This window comes from Actinoplanes sp. NPDC048796, assembly GCF_040650035.1.
GTDB lineage: Bacteria > Actinomycetota > Actinomycetes > Mycobacteriales > Micromonosporaceae > Actinoplanes.
This window is the reverse complement of sequence record NZ_JBEZGO010000003.1, coordinates 399,390-415,415: the sequence shown is the minus strand read 5'-3', so window position 1 is coordinate 415,415 and position 16,026 is coordinate 399,390. Positions and strand designations below refer to the sequence as shown.

14 protein-coding genes are annotated in these 16,026 nt (G+C 70.8%); 12 read left to right on the top strand and 2 right to left on the bottom strand.

Going from position 1 to position 16,026, the window contains the following annotated elements; all coding sequences use genetic code 11:
• The first annotated feature begins 45 nt into the window (after nucleotides 1–45).
• Entirely contained in the window at nucleotides 46–1,602 is a 1,557-nt protein-coding gene (locus tag AB0C26_RS15675) for a hypothetical protein (protein WP_360247244.1), read from the top strand.
• Between the two features lie 4 nt (nucleotides 1,603–1,606).
• Here the strand turns inward: AB0C26_RS15675 and AB0C26_RS15670 are convergent, their stop codons facing one another.
• The gene (locus AB0C26_RS15670) at nucleotides 1,607–2,731 is read right to left on the bottom strand and encodes an NADH-quinone oxidoreductase subunit D (RefSeq protein WP_360247242.1); all 1,125 of its coding nucleotides are present in this window, start codon (nucleotides 2,729–2,731) and stop codon (nucleotides 1,607–1,609) included.
• Nucleotides 2,732–2,748: 17 nt separating this feature from the next.
• Nucleotides 2,749–3,726, bottom strand: a complete 978-nt coding sequence (locus tag AB0C26_RS15665; RefSeq protein WP_360247240.1) for an SAM-dependent methyltransferase — start codon at nucleotides 3,724–3,726, stop codon at nucleotides 2,749–2,751.
• A gap of 118 nt (nucleotides 3,727–3,844) precedes the next feature.
• On the opposite strand from AB0C26_RS15665, the gene AB0C26_RS15660 reads away from it, so the two are divergent.
• The 11 genes from AB0C26_RS15660 (at nucleotide 3,845) to AB0C26_RS15610 (ending at nucleotide 16,005) form a co-directional block, all read left to right on the top strand.
• Entirely contained in the window at nucleotides 3,845–4,708 is an 864-nt protein-coding gene (locus AB0C26_RS15660) for a Rossmann-like and DUF2520 domain-containing protein (RefSeq protein WP_360247238.1), read from the top strand.
• Nucleotides 4,705–5,538 carry a pantoate--beta-alanine ligase gene (gene panC, locus AB0C26_RS15655; RefSeq protein WP_360247236.1) on the top strand — a complete coding sequence of 278 codons (834 nt, stop codon included), beginning with the start codon at nucleotides 4,705–4,707 and terminating at the stop codon, nucleotides 5,536–5,538. The genes AB0C26_RS15660 and panC overlap by 4 nt, the downstream gene beginning before the upstream one ends.
• Nucleotides 5,538–5,963: an aspartate 1-decarboxylase gene (gene panD, locus AB0C26_RS15650; protein ID WP_360247234.1), complete on the top strand. Its 426-nt coding sequence runs from the start codon at nucleotides 5,538–5,540 to the stop codon at nucleotides 5,961–5,963. The genes panC and panD overlap by 1 nt, the downstream gene beginning before the upstream one ends.
• 73 nt (nucleotides 5,964–6,036) lie before the next feature.
• The gene (locus AB0C26_RS15645) at nucleotides 6,037–6,942 is read left to right on the top strand and encodes a septum formation family protein (protein ID WP_360247232.1); all 906 of its coding nucleotides are present in this window, start codon (nucleotides 6,037–6,039) and stop codon (nucleotides 6,940–6,942) included.
• Nucleotides 6,943–7,003: 61 nt separating this feature from the next.
• A complete protein-coding gene (locus AB0C26_RS15640; protein WP_360247230.1) occupies nucleotides 7,004–8,650 on the top strand; it encodes an L-aspartate oxidase in 1,647 nt (548 codons plus the stop codon).
• The gene (nadC, locus tag AB0C26_RS15635; protein WP_360247228.1) at nucleotides 8,647–9,495 is read left to right on the top strand and encodes a carboxylating nicotinate-nucleotide diphosphorylase; all 849 of its coding nucleotides are present in this window, start codon (nucleotides 8,647–8,649) and stop codon (nucleotides 9,493–9,495) included. Before AB0C26_RS15640 ends, nadC begins: the two co-directional genes overlap by 4 nt.
• 33 nt (nucleotides 9,496–9,528) lie before the next feature.
• Nucleotides 9,529–10,287: a type III pantothenate kinase gene (locus AB0C26_RS15630; RefSeq protein WP_360247226.1), complete on the top strand. Its 759-nt coding sequence runs from the start codon at nucleotides 9,529–9,531 to the stop codon at nucleotides 10,285–10,287.
• 54 nt (nucleotides 10,288–10,341) lie between these two features.
• On the top strand, nucleotides 10,342–11,850 hold the full coding sequence (gene lysS / locus AB0C26_RS15625) for a lysine--tRNA ligase (protein ID WP_360247224.1): 1,509 nt from the start codon (nucleotides 10,342–10,344) through the stop codon (nucleotides 11,848–11,850).
• Nucleotides 11,851–11,956: 106 nt separating this feature from the next.
• Nucleotides 11,957–12,313, top strand: a complete 357-nt coding sequence (locus tag AB0C26_RS15620) for an Lsr2 family protein (RefSeq protein WP_360247222.1) — start codon at nucleotides 11,957–11,959, stop codon at nucleotides 12,311–12,313.
• Nucleotides 12,314–12,793: 480 nt separating this feature from the next.
• A complete protein-coding gene (locus tag AB0C26_RS15615) occupies nucleotides 12,794–15,316 on the top strand; it encodes an ATP-dependent Clp protease ATP-binding subunit (RefSeq protein ID WP_097317573.1) in 2,523 nt (840 codons plus the stop codon).
• 89 nt (nucleotides 15,317–15,405) lie between these two features.
• Nucleotides 15,406–16,005: a DUF4291 domain-containing protein gene (locus tag AB0C26_RS15610; RefSeq protein WP_360247220.1), complete on the top strand. Its 600-nt coding sequence runs from the start codon at nucleotides 15,406–15,408 to the stop codon at nucleotides 16,003–16,005.
• Nucleotides 16,006–16,026 lie beyond the last annotated feature (21 nt).

Sequence of the window (16,026 nt, the reverse complement as noted above, 5' to 3'; positions counted from 1 at the left end):
GCTCCACATTTGCCCTCCCGCCCACCCTGGGTAATATCGGCGCCCATGCCGGAAGAGGAACCTGTCGCGGGTCACAGCGCGCGCCTTCTCCGCGGCCTTGTCTGGGCGGGCGTTCTGCTCGCCCCGCTGGCCGCGGTGGTCGTGCTACTCGGCGACAACTCGGGCTCGGTGCGCTTCGCCGTGCTGCTCATCGCGGCCAGCGTCGCCCTGATCGGCGCCTCGGTGCTGATCCGCGGCGACACGGTGCTCCAGCGCGCCCACGTCGAGGACCGGGTCGCCGAGGAGGTGGCAGTCCTCCGCCGCGATCTACGAGCCGAGTTCAGCCGGCCCGCCGCCCCGGTACACGCCGCGCCACCCCCGATGCCCGAGCCGGCCTATGACGAGCCGTCCTACGACGAGACGGCCTACGACGAGCCGGCCTATGAGAAGCCGGCCTACGAGAAGGCGGCCTACGACGAGTCGCCTTATGAGGCGCCGTCCTTCGACACCTCTCCGTACGACGACTCGCCCTTCTTCGCCGAGGACCACGGCGACGCGATGGCGCCCGCGCCCCCACCCGCGCCCGGCCGCGCGGGTGTCGCGGCCGCGTCCGGCGCGGTGCGGCCGCCGGCCCGCACGGGCCCCGGCATGAGCACTGGTGGCCGCAAACCGGCCCCGGCGCCCGCCGCCCGTCCGATGCCGGCCCCGGCCGCCGCCGCCGTGCGGGTCCCCGCCGCCTCCGCTCAGGTCCCGTCCGGCGCGGCCTCCGTCCCGATGGGCGCGGCCTCCGTCCCGATGGGCGCGGCCTCCGTCCCGATGGGCGCGGCTTCGGTTCCGACGGGTGCCGCCTCGGTTCCCGCAGGCGCCGCCTCGGTTCCGGCGGGTGCCGCCTCGGTTCCGGTGGGCGCGGCCTCAGTTCCAGCCGGCGCGGCCCAGGTTCCCGGTATGGCCCAAGTTCCCGGTGGGGCTCAGGGCCCGTCCGGCATGGCCCAGGTACCCGGCGGGGCTCCGATGGCCGGCGCGGCCCAAGTTCCCGGCAGTGGCCCGCTGCCGCGTCAGCGCGGAGCGGCCTCGGTACCGGCTCCACCAGCGCGGGGTACGCAGTACGGCGGCTCGGCGGCGCCCGAGTTCCTCGAGGACGACTTCGGCGCCAGCAACGGCTACCTCGACACCCCGGAACCCCCGGCCCCCGCGGTCTACGGCTCGCAGGCCGTGGGCGCCACCTACGGCGCGCCGTCGTCGCACGACGAGTTCGCCGCCCCCGACGGCTACGGCTACCAGGGCGAGCAGGGCTACTACGACGACTACCCGGAGGCGACCGGTTACGGCCGGCCCACCGAGTACGGCCGCCCGGCCGACTACGACGAGTCCGCCGACTACGACCACAGCGGCGAGTACGGCACCTCCGGCACCTACGGGCAACCGGCCACCTACGGGCAGCCCGCCACCTACGGCCAGCCCACCGACTACGGGCTCGACGCTGGCTACGACGAGGCCCCCAGCGACCCCGCCTACAAGGCCAAGCGCCATCGCCCGTCCGCCAACGACACCAACGTCGGCACCCTCGCCGACTTCGCCTCGTACCCGGCCGGCGGCGACGAGGATCACGGCCCGCGCTACTGAGCGGTTATTTGTCGATGTCCCCGACCACGAAGAACATCGAACCGAGGATGGCGATCAGGTCGGGCACCAGGCAGCCCGGGATCAGCGTGGCCAGCGCCTGCACGTTCGCGTAGGAGGCCGTGCGCAGCTTCATCCGCCACGGGGTCTTCTCGCCGTGGGACACCAGGTAGTAGCCGTTGATGCCGAGCGGGTTCTCGGTCCACGCGTACGTGTGCCCCTCCGGCGCCTTGACCACCTTCGGCAGCCGCACGTTGACCGGGCCGGCGATCCGGTCGACCCGGTCCAGGCACTCCTCGGCCAGGTCGAGTGACACGTACACCTGCTCGAGCAGCACCTCGAAGCGCGAGTGGCAGTCGCCGGCCGTGCGCGTGACGACCGGGACCTCGAGCTGGTCGTAGGCCAGGTACGGCTCGTCGCGCCGCAGGTCGAGGTCGAGTCCGCTGGCCCGTGCCACCGGCCCGGACGCGCCGTACGCGGCCGCCTGCTCGGCGCTGAGGACTCCCACGCCGACCGTGCGGGCCAGGAAGATGTCGTTGCGCCGGATGATGTTGTCCAGGTCGGGCATGCGCTTGCGGACCGTGCCGATCGCCTCGCGGGCCCGCCCGGTCCAGCCCGCCGGCACCTCCTCCTTGAGGCCGCCGACCCGGTTGAACATGTAGTGCATGCGGCCGCCGGAGACCTCCTCCATCACCGCCTGGAGCGTTTCGCGCTCGCGGAACGCGTAGAACATCGGCGTGATGGCGCCGATCTCCAGCGGGTAGGAGCCGAGGAACATGAGGTGGTTGAGCACCCGGTTGAGCTCGGCCAGCGCCATCCGCAGCCAGGTCGCGCGCTCGGGCACCTCGATGCCCATGAGCCGTTCGACGGCGAGGGCGACGCCGAGCTCGTTGGAGAACGCCGACAGCCAGTCGTGCCGGTTGGCCAGCACGAGGATCTGCCGGTAGTCGCGCACCTCGAACAGCTTCTCGGCGCCGCGGTGCATGTATCCGACGATCGGCTCGCAGGAGACCACGCGCTCACCGTCGAGGGTGAGCTTGAGCCGCAGCACGCCGTGGGTCGAGGGATGCTGCGGCCCGATGTTGAGCACCATGTCGGCGGTCTCGAGGCCGGCCCCGGTCCCTACGGTCATCTCGCGCAGCGCATCGGTCACAACAGCATGCTCCCACGCGCTCGAGCCCCGACGCTGTGCAGCAGCCACCAGTGCCCCCCGAGCCCCGCCGGCTCGATCAGCTCGGCCGCGGCTCCGGCGGCGGCGAGACCGCGGACGTAGGCCGCCGGGTCGGTGCGGGCAAGGTCCATCGATGGTCGTCCGCCGTCGATTCCCAGCGCTTTCAGCGCCTCACGCTGGCGGATCATTGTGTACGGCGTCCCGGCCGCCCACGCCACGGCGTCCATCGCCACGTGCGCCGTGACGTCGCAGGACCCGTCCGGTACGGGCGTCACCTGCCGCCCGGCGCGGAACCCGGTCAGCGTCCCGAACGCCGGCCGCTCGTCGCGCAGGTGCCCGTAATCCACGGCGAGCGCCCACCCGCCGCGTACCCGTTCGACCGCCGAGGCCCACGCCGCGTCCCGGGTCCAGCCGATCTCGGCCCGCCCCCGGCCCGGCCACCAGCGCCGCAGCCAGAACAGGTCGGCCGCGTCGACCGCCCCACCCAGCGACTCGTTCCCGGTCGCCGGATCGACCAGCACCTTGCGCAGGCGCCCCGCGTCGTCGAGGTCGGCCACGTCGAGCGGCACGTTGTCCAGCCACTCGGTCGCGATCAGCAGCCCCACGATCCCGTCCGGCACGTCCCGCCGCCAGGCGATCCGCTCCGGCAGCCCGGAGGGCCGAGGGGCCACTTCCACCCCGGTCAGCCGCACGCGGCGGGACAGCTCCGCCGGGAGCATCGCCGCCAGCGTGGCCAGCAGCTCACCGCGCCCGGCGCCCACGTCGACCAGGTCGAGCGCCTTCGGCCTTCCCAGCGCCTCGTCGGCCCGCTCGACCAGCCGCAGCAGCGCACCCGCGAACAGCGGCGAGGCGTGCACGCTCGTCCGGAAGTGGCCGGCCGGCCCGTCGTCACCCCGTACGAAGAACCCGCCCGGCCCATAGAGGCCGGCCGTCATCGCCTCCCGCCACCCGGTCATGAGGGCCAGCGTAGGGCGGCCGATGGTGTTCTTCACATGGTCTTGTCACGCGCGTGTTACGGCGGCGCATACTGGCGCCACGACCGGTACCCGCACGAGTGGACTGGATCTTACGAATATGAATAAACATCGATTGACCGTCGGCGTGGTCGGCGCGGGACGGGTCGGTGCCGTCCTCGGCGCCGCGCTCCTCGCCGCCGGACATCACGTCGTAGCCGCCGCGGCCGTCTCGGCCGCCTCCCGGGAGCGAGCCGCCCGCCTTCTGCCGAGCGCCGCGATCCTTCCGGCCGACGAGGTCGCCCGCGCCGCCGACGACCTTCTCCTGCTCGCCGTCCCCGACGACGCCCTGTCCGGTGTCGTCTCCGGCCTGGCCGCGACCGGCGCCCTGCGCCCCGGCCAGATCGTGGCGCACACCTCGGGCGCTCATGGCGTCGCCGTTCTGGGCGATGTACAGGGCATGGCCCTGCACCCGGCGATGACCTTCACCGGCGCCGATTCCGACCTCGACCGGCTTCCGGGCATCGCCTGGGGTGTCACCACGGCCGACCGGGCGTTCGCGACCCGGCTCGTGGCCGATCTGGGCGGCGCGCCGGAGTGGATCGCCGAGGATGCCCGCCCGGTCTACCACGCGGCCCTCGCGCACGGCGCCAACCACCTGGTCACGCTGGTCAACGAGGCCTCCGACGTGCTCCGGGCGGCCGGCGTCGAGCACCCCGGCCGGATCCTCTCGCCGCTGCTGCACGCGGCCCTCGACAACGCCCTGCTCCTCGGCGACGCCGCCCTCACCGGGCCGGTCTCGCGGGGTGACGCCGGGACCGTGGGCAAGCACCTCGATCGGCTGCCGGCGGAGGCCGTACCCGCGTACCTGGCCCTGGCCCGGAGGACCGCCGACCGAGCCATCGCGGCCGGCCGCCTGAGGCCCCAGGACGCCGCGTCGCTCCTGGATGTTCTGTCTCGCGTTCGAGTGGGGAGTCCCGCATGACCTACGTGATCCACACCCGGGCCGAGCTGGCCGAGGACGTCTCGCACGCCAACGGCGAGGTCGCGGTCGTGATGACCATGGGCGCGCTGCACGAGGGACACCGGCAGCTCATGCGCGAGGCGCGGAAGCGCGCGAAGTTCGTGATCGTCACCATCTTCGTGAACCCGCTGCAATTCGGGCCGAACGAGGACTTCGACAAGTACCCGCGGACGCTGGAAGCCGACGTCGAGGCCTGCCGGGCCGAGGGCGTCGACCTGGTCTTCGCGCCGAGCCGGGACGAGATGTACCCGGGCGGCGCGCCGTCGATCACCATGAACGCCGGGCCGCTCGGCGAGATCCTCGAGGGCGCCAGCCGGCCCGGGCACTTCTCCGGCATGCTCACCGTGGTCCAGAAGCTGCTCATGCTCACCCGGGCCGACGTGGCCTTCTTCGGCGAGAAGGACTTCCAGCAGCTCGCGCTGATCCGCCGGATGGTCGGCGACCTCGAGCTGAGTGTCGAGATCGTCGGCGTGCCGACCGTGCGCGAGCCGGACGGCCTGGCCATGTCGAGCCGTAACCGCTACCTCTCGGCCGCCGAGCGCCGGGCCGCGCTCGCGCTCTCCCAGGCGCTGCGCGAGGGTGCCGCGCACACCGACGCCGAGTCCGCGCTCGCCGCCGCCACCAAGATCCTCGAGGACGAGCCGGGTGTACGGGTCGACTACCTGTCCCTGACCGGCGCGGACCTGGGCGACGCGCCCGCCGACGGCCCGGCCCGGCTGCTCGTGGCCGCGCGGGTCGGCGCCACCCGCCTGATCGACAACGTTCCGCTGACCCTGGGAAGGGCCGCCTGATGTACCGCACCATGCTCAAGTCCAAGATCCACCGGGCCACGGTGACCCAGGCCGACCTGCACTACGTCGGCTCGGTGACCATCGACCTCGACCTGCTCGAGGCGGCCGATCTGCTTCCCGGCGAGCAGGTGGCGATCGTCGACGTCACCAACGGGGCCCGCCTCGAGACGTACGTCATCCCGGGTGAGCGCGGCAGCGGCGTGATCGGCATCAACGGCGCCGCGGCCCACCTGGTCCACCCCGGCGACCTGGTGATCCTGATTTCGTACGGTCAGATGGACGACGCCGAGGCCCGTGTCTACCAGCCCCGCGTGGTGCACGTCGACGCCGACAACAAGATCATCGAGCTGGGCGCCGACCCGGCCGAGGCGGTACCCGGGATGGCCGACGATCTCGTACGAGGGGACCTCACGCTCCTCGCCTGAAACGCCTCCCATGCCCGGTTGATCACCATATGATCGGTCCGGGCATGGGGAGGCGTGCGGAAGGCGGAGGTAGATGCGGCACCGGCTGGGCATCGGGCTCGCCGCTGTCGTCATCCTGCTGACCGCCGGCTGCGGACGTCCCAGCGGCGTCGACGGCGACCTCACCAACGGCTGGGGCGCGATGGCGCCGGCCACCGGCTTCGAGCCCACCGCGGGCGCCTGCCACGGCGCCAACTTCAGCGCGGTCGGTGCCCGCAGCACGTACGAGGAGATCGACTGCTCGCTGCGGCACCGCACCGAGACCGTCTACGTGGGCACCTACGAGTCGCCGGCCGCCGACGCCGACGAGCCGCCGGCCGACGGCTCGGCCGGAGCCCGTACCGCCTATCAGGTCTGCGACCAGAAGACGACCACCTACGTCGGCGGGCCGTGGCGCAGCGCCCGCCTCTGGATCGGCGTCACCCGCCCCACCGCCGCCGCCTGGTCCGGCGGCGCCCGCTGGTACCGCTGCGAGGTGCTCGAGCTCAGCTCGGTCGAGGACGACGGCAGCCTCGTGCAGCGCGACACCAGCCTGCGCGACGAGCTCGCCGACGGCACCTCCAGCCTGCTGCTCGGCTGTTACGCCATCCAGCTCGACGGCGACGGCGCGATCGCCACCATGCCCGGCGTGGACTGCACGGCCAAGCACAACGGCGAGTTCGCCGGCCTGTGGATCGCCAAGGATCTCGAGTACCCCAAGGACACCCGGAGCTGGGCCCGGTTCCACGAGGGCTGCCGGCAGACCATCGCCGATTACGCCGGCGTGCCCAACGACAAGGACCTGCAATATCGTACGGGCGTGGTCTCGCTCCCCGGCGGCGCCGACGTCTGGGCCCTCGGCGACCGCGGCGTGCGGTGCTACCTGTGGCTCGAGGGATCCGAGCTCACCACGTCGCTGCGCGGCAAGGGCGTCAAGAGCCTGCCGATCCAGTACAAGTAACCGTTGCCACTGATGCCGCCCCCGCCGCGAAACTGTCGTACCGGCGGGGTGTACTGAGCAGATGTCACCTCTCGCGGACCTCCCGGAGCTGCCGCGCCGGCTCGCCGCCGCCGACCCAGGATGGAGCGAGACCACCGACGTGCTGGTCGTCGGCTCCGGCGTCGCCGGCCTGACCGCCGCCCTCCACCTGCGCGAGCAGGGCCTGCACGTCACCGTCGTCACCAAGGTCAACATCGATGACGGCTCCACCCGCTGGGCCCAGGGCGGCATCGCCGCGGTCCTCGACCCGCTCGACACCCCGGCCGCCCACGCCAACGACACCGAGATCGCCGGCGTCGGCCTGTGCGACCCGGCCGCCGTGCGGGTGCTGGTCGAGGAGGGCCCGGTCCGGGTCCGCGAGCTGATGCGCCTGGGCGCCGCCTTCGACCGCAACGCCGACGGCTCGCTCATGCTGACCCGCGAGGGCGGCCACCGCGCCGACCGGATCGTGCACGCCGGCGGCGACGCCACCGGGGCCGAGGTGCAGCGGGCGCTGCACGAGGCCGTCCACCGCGACCCGTGGATCCGCCTGGTCGAACACGCGCTCGTCCTCGACCTGCTGCGCGCCGCCGACGGCCGCGCCTGCGGCATCACCCTGCACGTGCTCGGCGAGGGCAGCGAGGACGGCGTGGGCGCGATCCTGGCCCGCGCGGTCGTGCTCGCCACCGGCGGCATGGGCCAGATCTACTCGTCCACCACCAACCCGTCGGTCTCCACCGGCGACGGGGTGGCCCTGGCCCTGCGCGCGGGCGCGGTGGTCACCGACGTCGAGTTCGTCCAGTTCCACCCGACCTCGTTCGTCACCGCCGGCCTCAGCTCGGTGCAGCGCCCGCTGATCTCCGAGGCGCTGCGCGGCGAGGGCGCCCACCTGGTCGACGAGTCCGGCAAGCGCTTCATGGTCGGCCAGCACGAGCTGGCCGAGCTGGCCCCGCGCGACGTGGTGGCCAAGGGCATCCACCGGGTGCTGCGCGCCACCGGCGCCGACCACGTCTACCTGGACGCCCGCCACCTCGGCAACGACTTCCTGGAGCAGCGCTTCCCGACCATCGTGGCCTCGACCCGCGCCGCCGGCGTCGACCCGGCGACCGAGCTGATCCCGGTCGCCCCGGCCGCCCACTACGCCTCCGGCGGCGTCCGGACCGACCTCGCGGGCCGCACGAGCATCCCGGGCCTCTACGCCTGCGGCGAGGTCGCCTGCACCGGCGTGCACGGCGCCAACCGCCTGGCCAGCAACTCGCTGCTGGAGGGCCTGGTCTTCGCCCGCCGGATCGCCGACGACATCGCCCGCGACCTGCCCGAGCAGGCCGACCCGGTCACCACCCCGGCCGCCGCCGGCTGGGTGGCCGACCCGGCGATCCGCTCCGAGCTCCAGCGCTCGATGACCCGTGGCGCCGGCGTCCTGCGCTCGGCCGACTCGCTGACGGTCACCGCCAAGGAGCTGTCCCGGCTGGCCGAGCAGCGCGCCACCCCGCACAACGCGGCCTGGGAGTCGACGAACCTGCTGACCGTGGCCACGGTGCTGGTCGCGGCCGCCCGCACCCGCCGCGAGACGCGCGGCTGCCACTGGCGTGAGGACTTCCCGGGAGCTGCGGACGAATGGCGCGGCCACCTCCTGCACACTCTCGACCGCAAGGCTCAGCTTTCACAGACCTTCGAGGAGATGGCATGACCGGGCTCGATCTGGCCGAGGTGGAGCGGGTCGTCTACACCGCGCTGGCCGAGGACCTCGGTGACCCGCCGCGCGACGTGACCAGCGAGGCCACCATCCCCGGCGGTCAGGTGGACACGGCCGAGCTGGTCGCCCGGGCCGACGGCGTGGTGGCCGGCCTGCCGGTGGCGGCCCAGGTCTTCGCCGTCACCTCCGGCGGCACGGCCACCTTCGACCAGCGCGTCGAGGAGGGCGCCCGGGTCACCCGCGGCGACGTCCTGGCCGTGATCACCGGTCCCACCCGGTCGCTGCTGACCGCCGAGCGCACCGCGCTCAACCTGATCAGCCGCATGTCCGGCGTGGCCACCCACACCCGCCGCTGGGCCGACCTCCTCGAGGGCACCAAAGCCACCGTCCTCGACACCCGCAAGACCACCCCGGGGCTGCGAGCTCTGGAGAAGTACGCCGTACGGGCCGGTGGGGGCACCAACAAGCGCATGGGCCTGTACGACGTCGCCATGATCAAGGACAACCACAAGCTCGCCGCCGGCAGCATCACCGCCGCCTACAACGCGGTCCGGGCGAAGTTCCCCGACGTCGCGGTCCAGGTCGAGGTCACCACCCTGGCCGAGGCTCGTGAGGCGGTCGAGGCCGGCGCCACCTTCCTGCTCTGCGACAACATGACACCTGAGCTGCTGCGATCGGTTGTCGAAGCGGTCGGTGACCGGGCCGAGCTCGAGGCCACCGGCAACCTGACGCTGCAGACCGCCGAGGCGTACGCGGCCACCGGCGTCGACTACCTGTCGGTGGGCGGGCTGACCCACTCCTCGCCCATCCTCGACATCGCCCTGGACCTGCGACCATGAATGTCCACAGCCGTATCCGGAAGGGACCGCACCGTGCTGCTCTGCATTGACATCGGTAATACGAACACGGTGCTGGCGACCTTCGACGGCGACAAGCTCGTGCACAACTGGCGGATCAAGACCGATGCCCGCTCCACGGCGGACGAGCTCGGCCTGATGTTCCGCGGGCTGCTCGCCGGCGACGCCGTGGAGATCACCGGGGTGGCGGCCTGCTCGACCGTGCCGGCCGCCCTGCGCAGCCTGCGCACGATGCTCGCCCGCTACTACGGCGACCTGCCCAACGTCATCGTCGAGCCGGGGGTGAAGACCGGCGTCCAGCTCGCCATCGACAACCCCAAGGAGGTCGGCGCCGACCGGGTGGTGAACACGCTGGCCGCCCACGCCCTGTACGGCGGGCCGTCGATCGTGGTCGACTTCGGCACCACCACCAACTTCGACGTGATCAGCGCCAAGGGCGAGTTCCTGGGCGGCGCCTTCGCCCCCGGCATCGAGATCTCCTTCGACGCCCTGGCCGCCCGCGCCGCCCAGCTGCGCAAGGTCGAGCCGGCCCGGCCCAAGTCGGTGATCGGCAAGAACACGGTCGAGTGTCTTCAGTCCGGCATGTACTTCGGCTTCGCCGGTCAGGTCGACGGCATCGTGTCCAAGATGATCGAGGAGATCGGCCCGGTCTCCGCCGTCATCGCCACCGGTGGCCTGGCCGGGCTGGTCAAGGACGAGTGCCGGACGATCACCGCCTATGAGCCGATGATCACGCTGATCGGGCTGCGGATGGTATATGAGCGGAACGTCTGATCGCGGCTGAGTAGGCTTTCAGGGCCCATACCAGCCCGTACAGAGAGTCGTGCCGTGACCGAGCAGAATGTGCCCGCAACTGACCCCGCCGAGGACCTACCCGAGCAGATGCGGGTCCGCCGGTCGAAGCGGGACCGGCTGCTCGCCGAGGGGATCGCTCCCTACCCGGTGACCGTGCCGCGGACCGCGACGCTCAAGGAGCTGCGCGAGAAGTACACCGACCTGCCGATCGACCACGCCACCGGCGACCAGGTCTCGATCACCGGCCGCGTGATCTTCATCCGTAACGGTGGAAAGCTCTGCTTCGTCACCCTGCGGGACGGCGACGGCACCGAGCTGCAGGCCATGCTCTCCCTCGACAAGGTCGGCGAGGCCGCCCTGACCAGCTGGAAGCAGCTGGTCGACCTCGGCGACCTGGTCGGCGTCACCGGCGAGGTGATCACCAGCCGGCGCGGCGAGCTGTCGGTGCTCGCCGACACCTGGCAGATGAACGCCAAGGCTCTGCGCCCGCTTCCGATCGCCCACAAGCCGCTCTCCGAGGAGACGCGGGTACGCCAGCGGTACGTCGACCTGATCGTGCGACCGCAGGCGCGGGAGACCGTGCGGACCCGCGCGACGGTCGTTCGCAGCCTTCGCGAGTCACTGTTCCGCCGCGATTATCTCGAGGTGGAAACGCCAATGTTGCAGTTGCTGCACGGCGGCGCCGCGGCCCGGCCATTTGTGACACACAGCAACGCTCTGGATACCGATCTCTATCTGCGGATCGCGCCGGAACTGTTTTTGAAGCGGGCCGTGGTCGGCGGCATCGATCGCGTCTTCGAGATCAACCGGAACTTCCGCAATGAGGGTATGGACTCGACCCACTCGCCGGAGTTCGCGATGCTCGAGGCGTACCAGGCGTACGCCGACTACAACGTCATGCAGACGCAGGTTCGCGAGTGGATTCAGGAAGCCGCGACCGCGGTCTCCGGATCGCACGTGGTGACCCACTTCGATGGACACGAGTTGGATCTCGGCGGCGAGTGGGCGACGGTCACGCTCTACGGTTCCCTCTCGGCCGCGCTCGGTGAAGAAGTCACCCCCGAGACCGATCTCGCGCAACTCCAGCGGTACGCGGAAAAGCACGACCTTTCCGTCGATCCGAAGTGGGGGCCGGGCAAGCTCGTCGAGGAGCTGTTCGAGCACCTGGTGCAGCACACGCTCCAGCAGCCGACTTTTGTACGGGATTATCCGGAAGAGACCGCTCCGCTCACCCGGGCGCACCGGGAAACGCCCGGTCTGACCGAAAAGTGGGACCTGTACGTGATGGGCTTCGAGTTGGCCACCGCCTATTCCGAGCTCGTCGACCCGGTGGTTCAGCGTGATCGGCTGGTCGCCCAGTCGTTGCTGGCGGCCGGCGGCGATCCCGAGGCCATGCAGCTCGACGAGGATTTCCTCCGGGCGATGGAGTACGGAATGCCGCCGTCGGGTGGGATGGGAATGGGAATCGACCGGCTGTTGATGGCGCTCACCGGGCTGGGCATTCGGGAAACGATCCTCTTCCCGCTCGTGCGTCCCGAGTAACCTTCACCGAAATGTTCTGACCGCCATTGACGCGCCGCGCCGCCCTGGCGTTATTGTCTGTGCGTTGCTTTAAGGGGAGAACCTGTGCTCGGGAGGATAGCGGCGCGTGGCCAAGCAGATCATTCACAAGCTGGTCGATGACCTCAGCGGAGGTGACGCCGACGAGACCGTGAAGTTCGCGCTCGACGGCATTCAGTACGAGATCGATCTCTCGGAGAAGAACGCCGCCAAATTGCGGGAGGTCTTCGAGCCGTACGTGTCGGCCGGTTCCAAGGTCGCCCGGGGTGGCGTGGTCGTCGGCGGCCGGGCCGCGCGCGGCCGTGGCGGCGCGACGGCCGACCGGGAGCAGAACAAGGCGATCCGGGACTGGGCCAAGAAGGCCGGCAAGGACATCTCCGACCGGGGCCGCATCCCCCAGGAGATCGTCGACGAGTTCCACTCGAAGGGCCCGGGCAGAGCTTAATTGCTCCGCTTCGCTCCGCGGGCGATCGCCTTGTAACCGGTGAGATGACCCGCGGCTCTCCGGCGTCCGCACACCCCGCGGACGACGAAGAGCCGCGGGCCGTCTCACCGGCGGCGATCGCGGGTGGGGGCCGGGCTGTACAGGAGGAGGCCCGCCGCGCGCCGCGCGGCGGGCCTTCTTCGTCTTTCGGTCGTTCTTCGGTGGGGATGCGTAGGGTTATCCACAGGCACGGGGCGGTTGTCCACAGGCTGTGGACAGAGCTTTACGGGATTTCGCTGTCCGCGTAGACGTTCCACTGGGGGAACAGCCACTGAGCGTGCGAAGTTGGCTAAATCAACGTTGCGGACGGTTTCAAGGGACCGCGAGGACCCAGCAGAGCCACCCGGCGGCGATAGAGTAGTAACAGCACGGGCATCACCGATGCCGAGTGCGCTGGCCCCGCCAGTTCATTGGCGCACGGCACGTGAGGAGCACGAGGGCATGTTCGAGCGGTTCACCGACCGAGCGCGACGGGTTGTCGTCCTGGCCCAAGAAGAGGCCCGGATGCTCAACCACAACTACATCGGGACCGAGCACATCCTGCTCGGCCTGATCCACGAGGGCGAGGGCGTCGCCGCCAAGGCTCTGGAGAGCCTGGGCATCTCCCTGGAGGGAGTGCGGCAGCAGGTCGAGGAGATCATCGGCCAGGGTCAGCAGGCGCCGAGCGGGCACATCCCGTTCACGCCCCGCGCCAAGAAGGTTCTCGAGCTGTCGCTGCGCGAGGCGCTGCAGCTCGGCCACAACTACATCGGCACCGAGCACATCCTGCTCGGTCTCATCCGCGAGGGCGAGGGCGTCGCCGCCCAGGTGCTGGTCAAGCTCGGCGCCGACCTCAACCGGGTCCGCCAGCAGGTCATCCAGCTGCTCTCGGGCTACCAGGGCAAGGAGCCGGCCGCGGCCGGCGCGGCGGCCGGCGAGGCCGCGCCGTCGACCAGCCTGGTGCTCGACCAGTTCGGGCGCAACCTGACCCAGGCCGCCCGCGAGGGCAAGCTCGACCCGGTCATCGGGCGCGAGAAAGAGATCGAGCGGGTCATGCAGGTGCTGTCCCGCCGTACCAAGAACAACCCGGTGCTGATCGGCGAGCCCGGCGTCGGCAAGACCGCCGTCGTCGAGGGGCTGTCCCAGTCCATCGTCAAGGGCGAGGTGCCCGAGACGCTGAAGGACAAGCAGCTCTACACGCTCGACCTCGGCGCGCTGGTCGCCGGTTCCCGCTACCGCGGTGACTTCGAGGAGCGCCTGAAGAAGGTGCTCAAGGAGATCCGCACCCGCGGCGACATCATCCTGTTCATCGACGAGATCCACACCCTGGTGGGTGCGGGTGCCGCCGAGGGCGCGATCGACGCGGCGAGCATCCTCAAGCCGATGCTGGCCCGTGGCGAGCTCCAGACCATCGGCGCCACGACGCTCGACGAGTACCGCAAGCACCTGGAGAAGGACGCCGCTCTCGAGCGCCGCTTCCAGCCCATCCAGGTCGGCGAGCCGTCCCTGGCCCACACCATCGAGATCCTCAAGGGTCTCCGCGACCGGTACGAGGCGCACCACCGGATCAGCATCACCGACGCCGCCCTGGTGGCCGCGGCGACGCTGGCCGACCGGTACATCTCGGACCGCTTCCTGCCGGACAAGGCGATCGACCTGATCGACGAGGCCGGCGCCCGGATGCGTATCCGCCGGATGACCGCGCCGCCGGACCTCCGCGACTTCGACGAGCGCATCGCCCAGGTGCGGCGCGACAAGGAGTCCGCGATCGACGCGCAGGACTTCGAGCGGGCCGCGCAGCTGCGCGACAAGGAGAAGCAGCTGCTGGGCCAGAAGGCGCAGCGGGAGAAGGAGTGGAAGGCCGGCGACCTCGACGTCGTGTCCGAGGTCGACGACGAGCAGATCGCCGAGGTGCTGGGCAACTGGACCGGTATCCCGGTCTACAAGCTCACCGAGGAGGAGACCTCCCGGCTGCTGCGCATGGAGGACGAGCTCCACAAGCGCGTCATCGGCCAGGAGGACGCGGTCAAGGCCGTCTCCAAGGCGATCCGCCGTACCCGGGCCGGTCTGAAGGACCCGAAGCGCCCGTCCGGCTCGTTCATCTTCGCCGGCCCGTCCGGTGTCGGTAAGACCGAGCTGTCCAAGGCCCTCGCGGAGTTCCTGTTCGGCTCCGAGGACGCGCTGATCCAGCTCGACATGTCGGAGTTCCACGACCGGTACACGGTGTCCCGCCTCGTCGGTGCCCCTCCCGGCTACGTCGGCTACGACGAGGGTGGCCAGCTCACCGAGAAGGTGCGCCGCAAGCCGTTCTCCGTGGTCCTCTTCGACGAGATCGAGAAGGCCCACCCGGACGTCTTCAACACGCTCCTGCAGATCCTGGAGGACGGTCGCCTGACCGACGGCCAGGGCCGCATCGTGGACTTCAAGAACACGGTGATCATCCTGACCACCAACCTGGGCACGCGCGACGTGGCCAAGGCGGTGTCGCTGGGCTTCCAGGCCTCTGAGGCCGAGGAGTCCAACTACGAGCGGATGAAGGTCAAGGTCAACGACGAGCTGAAGCAGCACTTCCGCCCGGAGTTCCTCAACCGCATCGACGACACGATCGTCTTCCACCAGCTCCGCCAGAACGAGATCCTCGAGATCGTCGACATCTTCACGGCGCGGATCGAGTCCCAGCTCAAGAACAAGGACATGGGCCTCGAGCTGACCGACAACGCGAAGAAGTACCTGGCGAAGAAGGGCTTCGACCCGGTCCTGGGTGCCCGGCCGCTGCGCCGGACCATCCAGCGCGACCTGGAGGACGCGCTCTCCGAGCAGATCCTGTTCAACGAGCTGCGCCCCGGCCAGATCGTCGTGGTCGACTGCGAAGGCGACCCGGAGAACATCGAGCAGTCCAAGCTGGTCTTCCGTGGCGCCGACCGTGGCGTCTCGGTCCCCGACGCGGTGCCCGCCGACCTCGGCGCCACCGCCACCGAGGAGTAAGCACCAGTTAGCAACGACCAACGGCCCGGCTGCGCGAGCAGCCGGGCCGTTGCGTATTTCGGTCGCCTCCCGCGCCGGAGACGATCACCATGGCGATCGTGAACTACCGAGAAGTCAGGGCGGTGTACACCGATACCGCCATCACCGTCTACCAGGCGTACGCGACGCCGATCGCCGGCGCCGCGCTGAGAGCCGGCCGCTTCGTGGCGCCGTTCAAGCGCGAGCGGATGACGTGGATCAAGCCCTCGTTCCTGTGGATGATGTACCGCTGCGGCTGGGCCACGAAGCCCGGCCAGGAGCACGTGCTCGCCGTCTCGATCGCCCGGGACGGGTTCGAGTGGGCGTTGCGCCAGGCGGTGCTCAGCCACTACGACCGCGACCTGCACGCCGACCACGCGCAGTGGAGCCGCGAGCTCAAGCGCAGCCCGGTGCGGGTGCAGTGGGATCCGGAGCGTTCGCTGCGCCTGGGCGAGCTGCCGTACCGTTCGCTGCAGGTCGGCCTCTCCGGCGAGGCCGTGAACAGGTACGTGGACGAGTGGACGGTCGAGATCACCGACGTGACCGCCCAGGCCCGGGAAATCCGGCAGCGGCTGGACAACGGCGACGAGCCGGGCGCCGCGGCGCTGCTCCCCGAAGAGCGGGTCTACCCACTGCCCGCGGACGTGGCCGAGCGGATCGGTGCTGGATAGACCCGAGGTGGGCGCGCCGGG

Excerpts from the sequence above, each read along its gene's own strand:
- AB0C26_RS15675 (WP_360247244.1), top strand. The coding sequence starts at position 46 with ATGCCGGAAGAGGAACCTGTCGCGGGTCACAGCGCGCGCCTTCTCCGC.
- AB0C26_RS15670 (WP_360247242.1), bottom strand. The coding sequence starts at position 2,731 with ATGACCGTAGGGACCGGGGCCGGCCTCGAGACCGCCGACATGGTGCTC.
- AB0C26_RS15665 (WP_360247240.1), bottom strand. The coding sequence starts at position 3,726 with ATGACCGGGTGGCGGGAGGCGATGACGGCCGGCCTCTATGGGCCGGGC.
- AB0C26_RS15660 (WP_360247238.1), top strand. The coding sequence starts at position 3,845 with ATGAATAAACATCGATTGACCGTCGGCGTGGTCGGCGCGGGACGGGTC.
- panC (WP_360247236.1), top strand. The coding sequence starts at position 4,705 with ATGACCTACGTGATCCACACCCGGGCCGAGCTGGCCGAGGACGTCTCG.
- panD (WP_360247234.1), top strand. The coding sequence starts at position 5,538 with ATGTACCGCACCATGCTCAAGTCCAAGATCCACCGGGCCACGGTGACC.
- AB0C26_RS15645 (WP_360247232.1), top strand. The coding sequence starts at position 6,037 with ATGCGGCACCGGCTGGGCATCGGGCTCGCCGCTGTCGTCATCCTGCTG.
- AB0C26_RS15640 (WP_360247230.1), top strand. The coding sequence starts at position 7,004 with ATGTCACCTCTCGCGGACCTCCCGGAGCTGCCGCGCCGGCTCGCCGCC.
- nadC (WP_360247228.1), top strand. The coding sequence starts at position 8,647 with ATGACCGGGCTCGATCTGGCCGAGGTGGAGCGGGTCGTCTACACCGCG.
- AB0C26_RS15615 (WP_097317573.1), top strand. The coding sequence starts at position 12,794 with ATGTTCGAGCGGTTCACCGACCGAGCGCGACGGGTTGTCGTCCTGGCC.
- AB0C26_RS15610 (WP_360247220.1), top strand. The coding sequence starts at position 15,406 with ATGGCGATCGTGAACTACCGAGAAGTCAGGGCGGTGTACACCGATACC.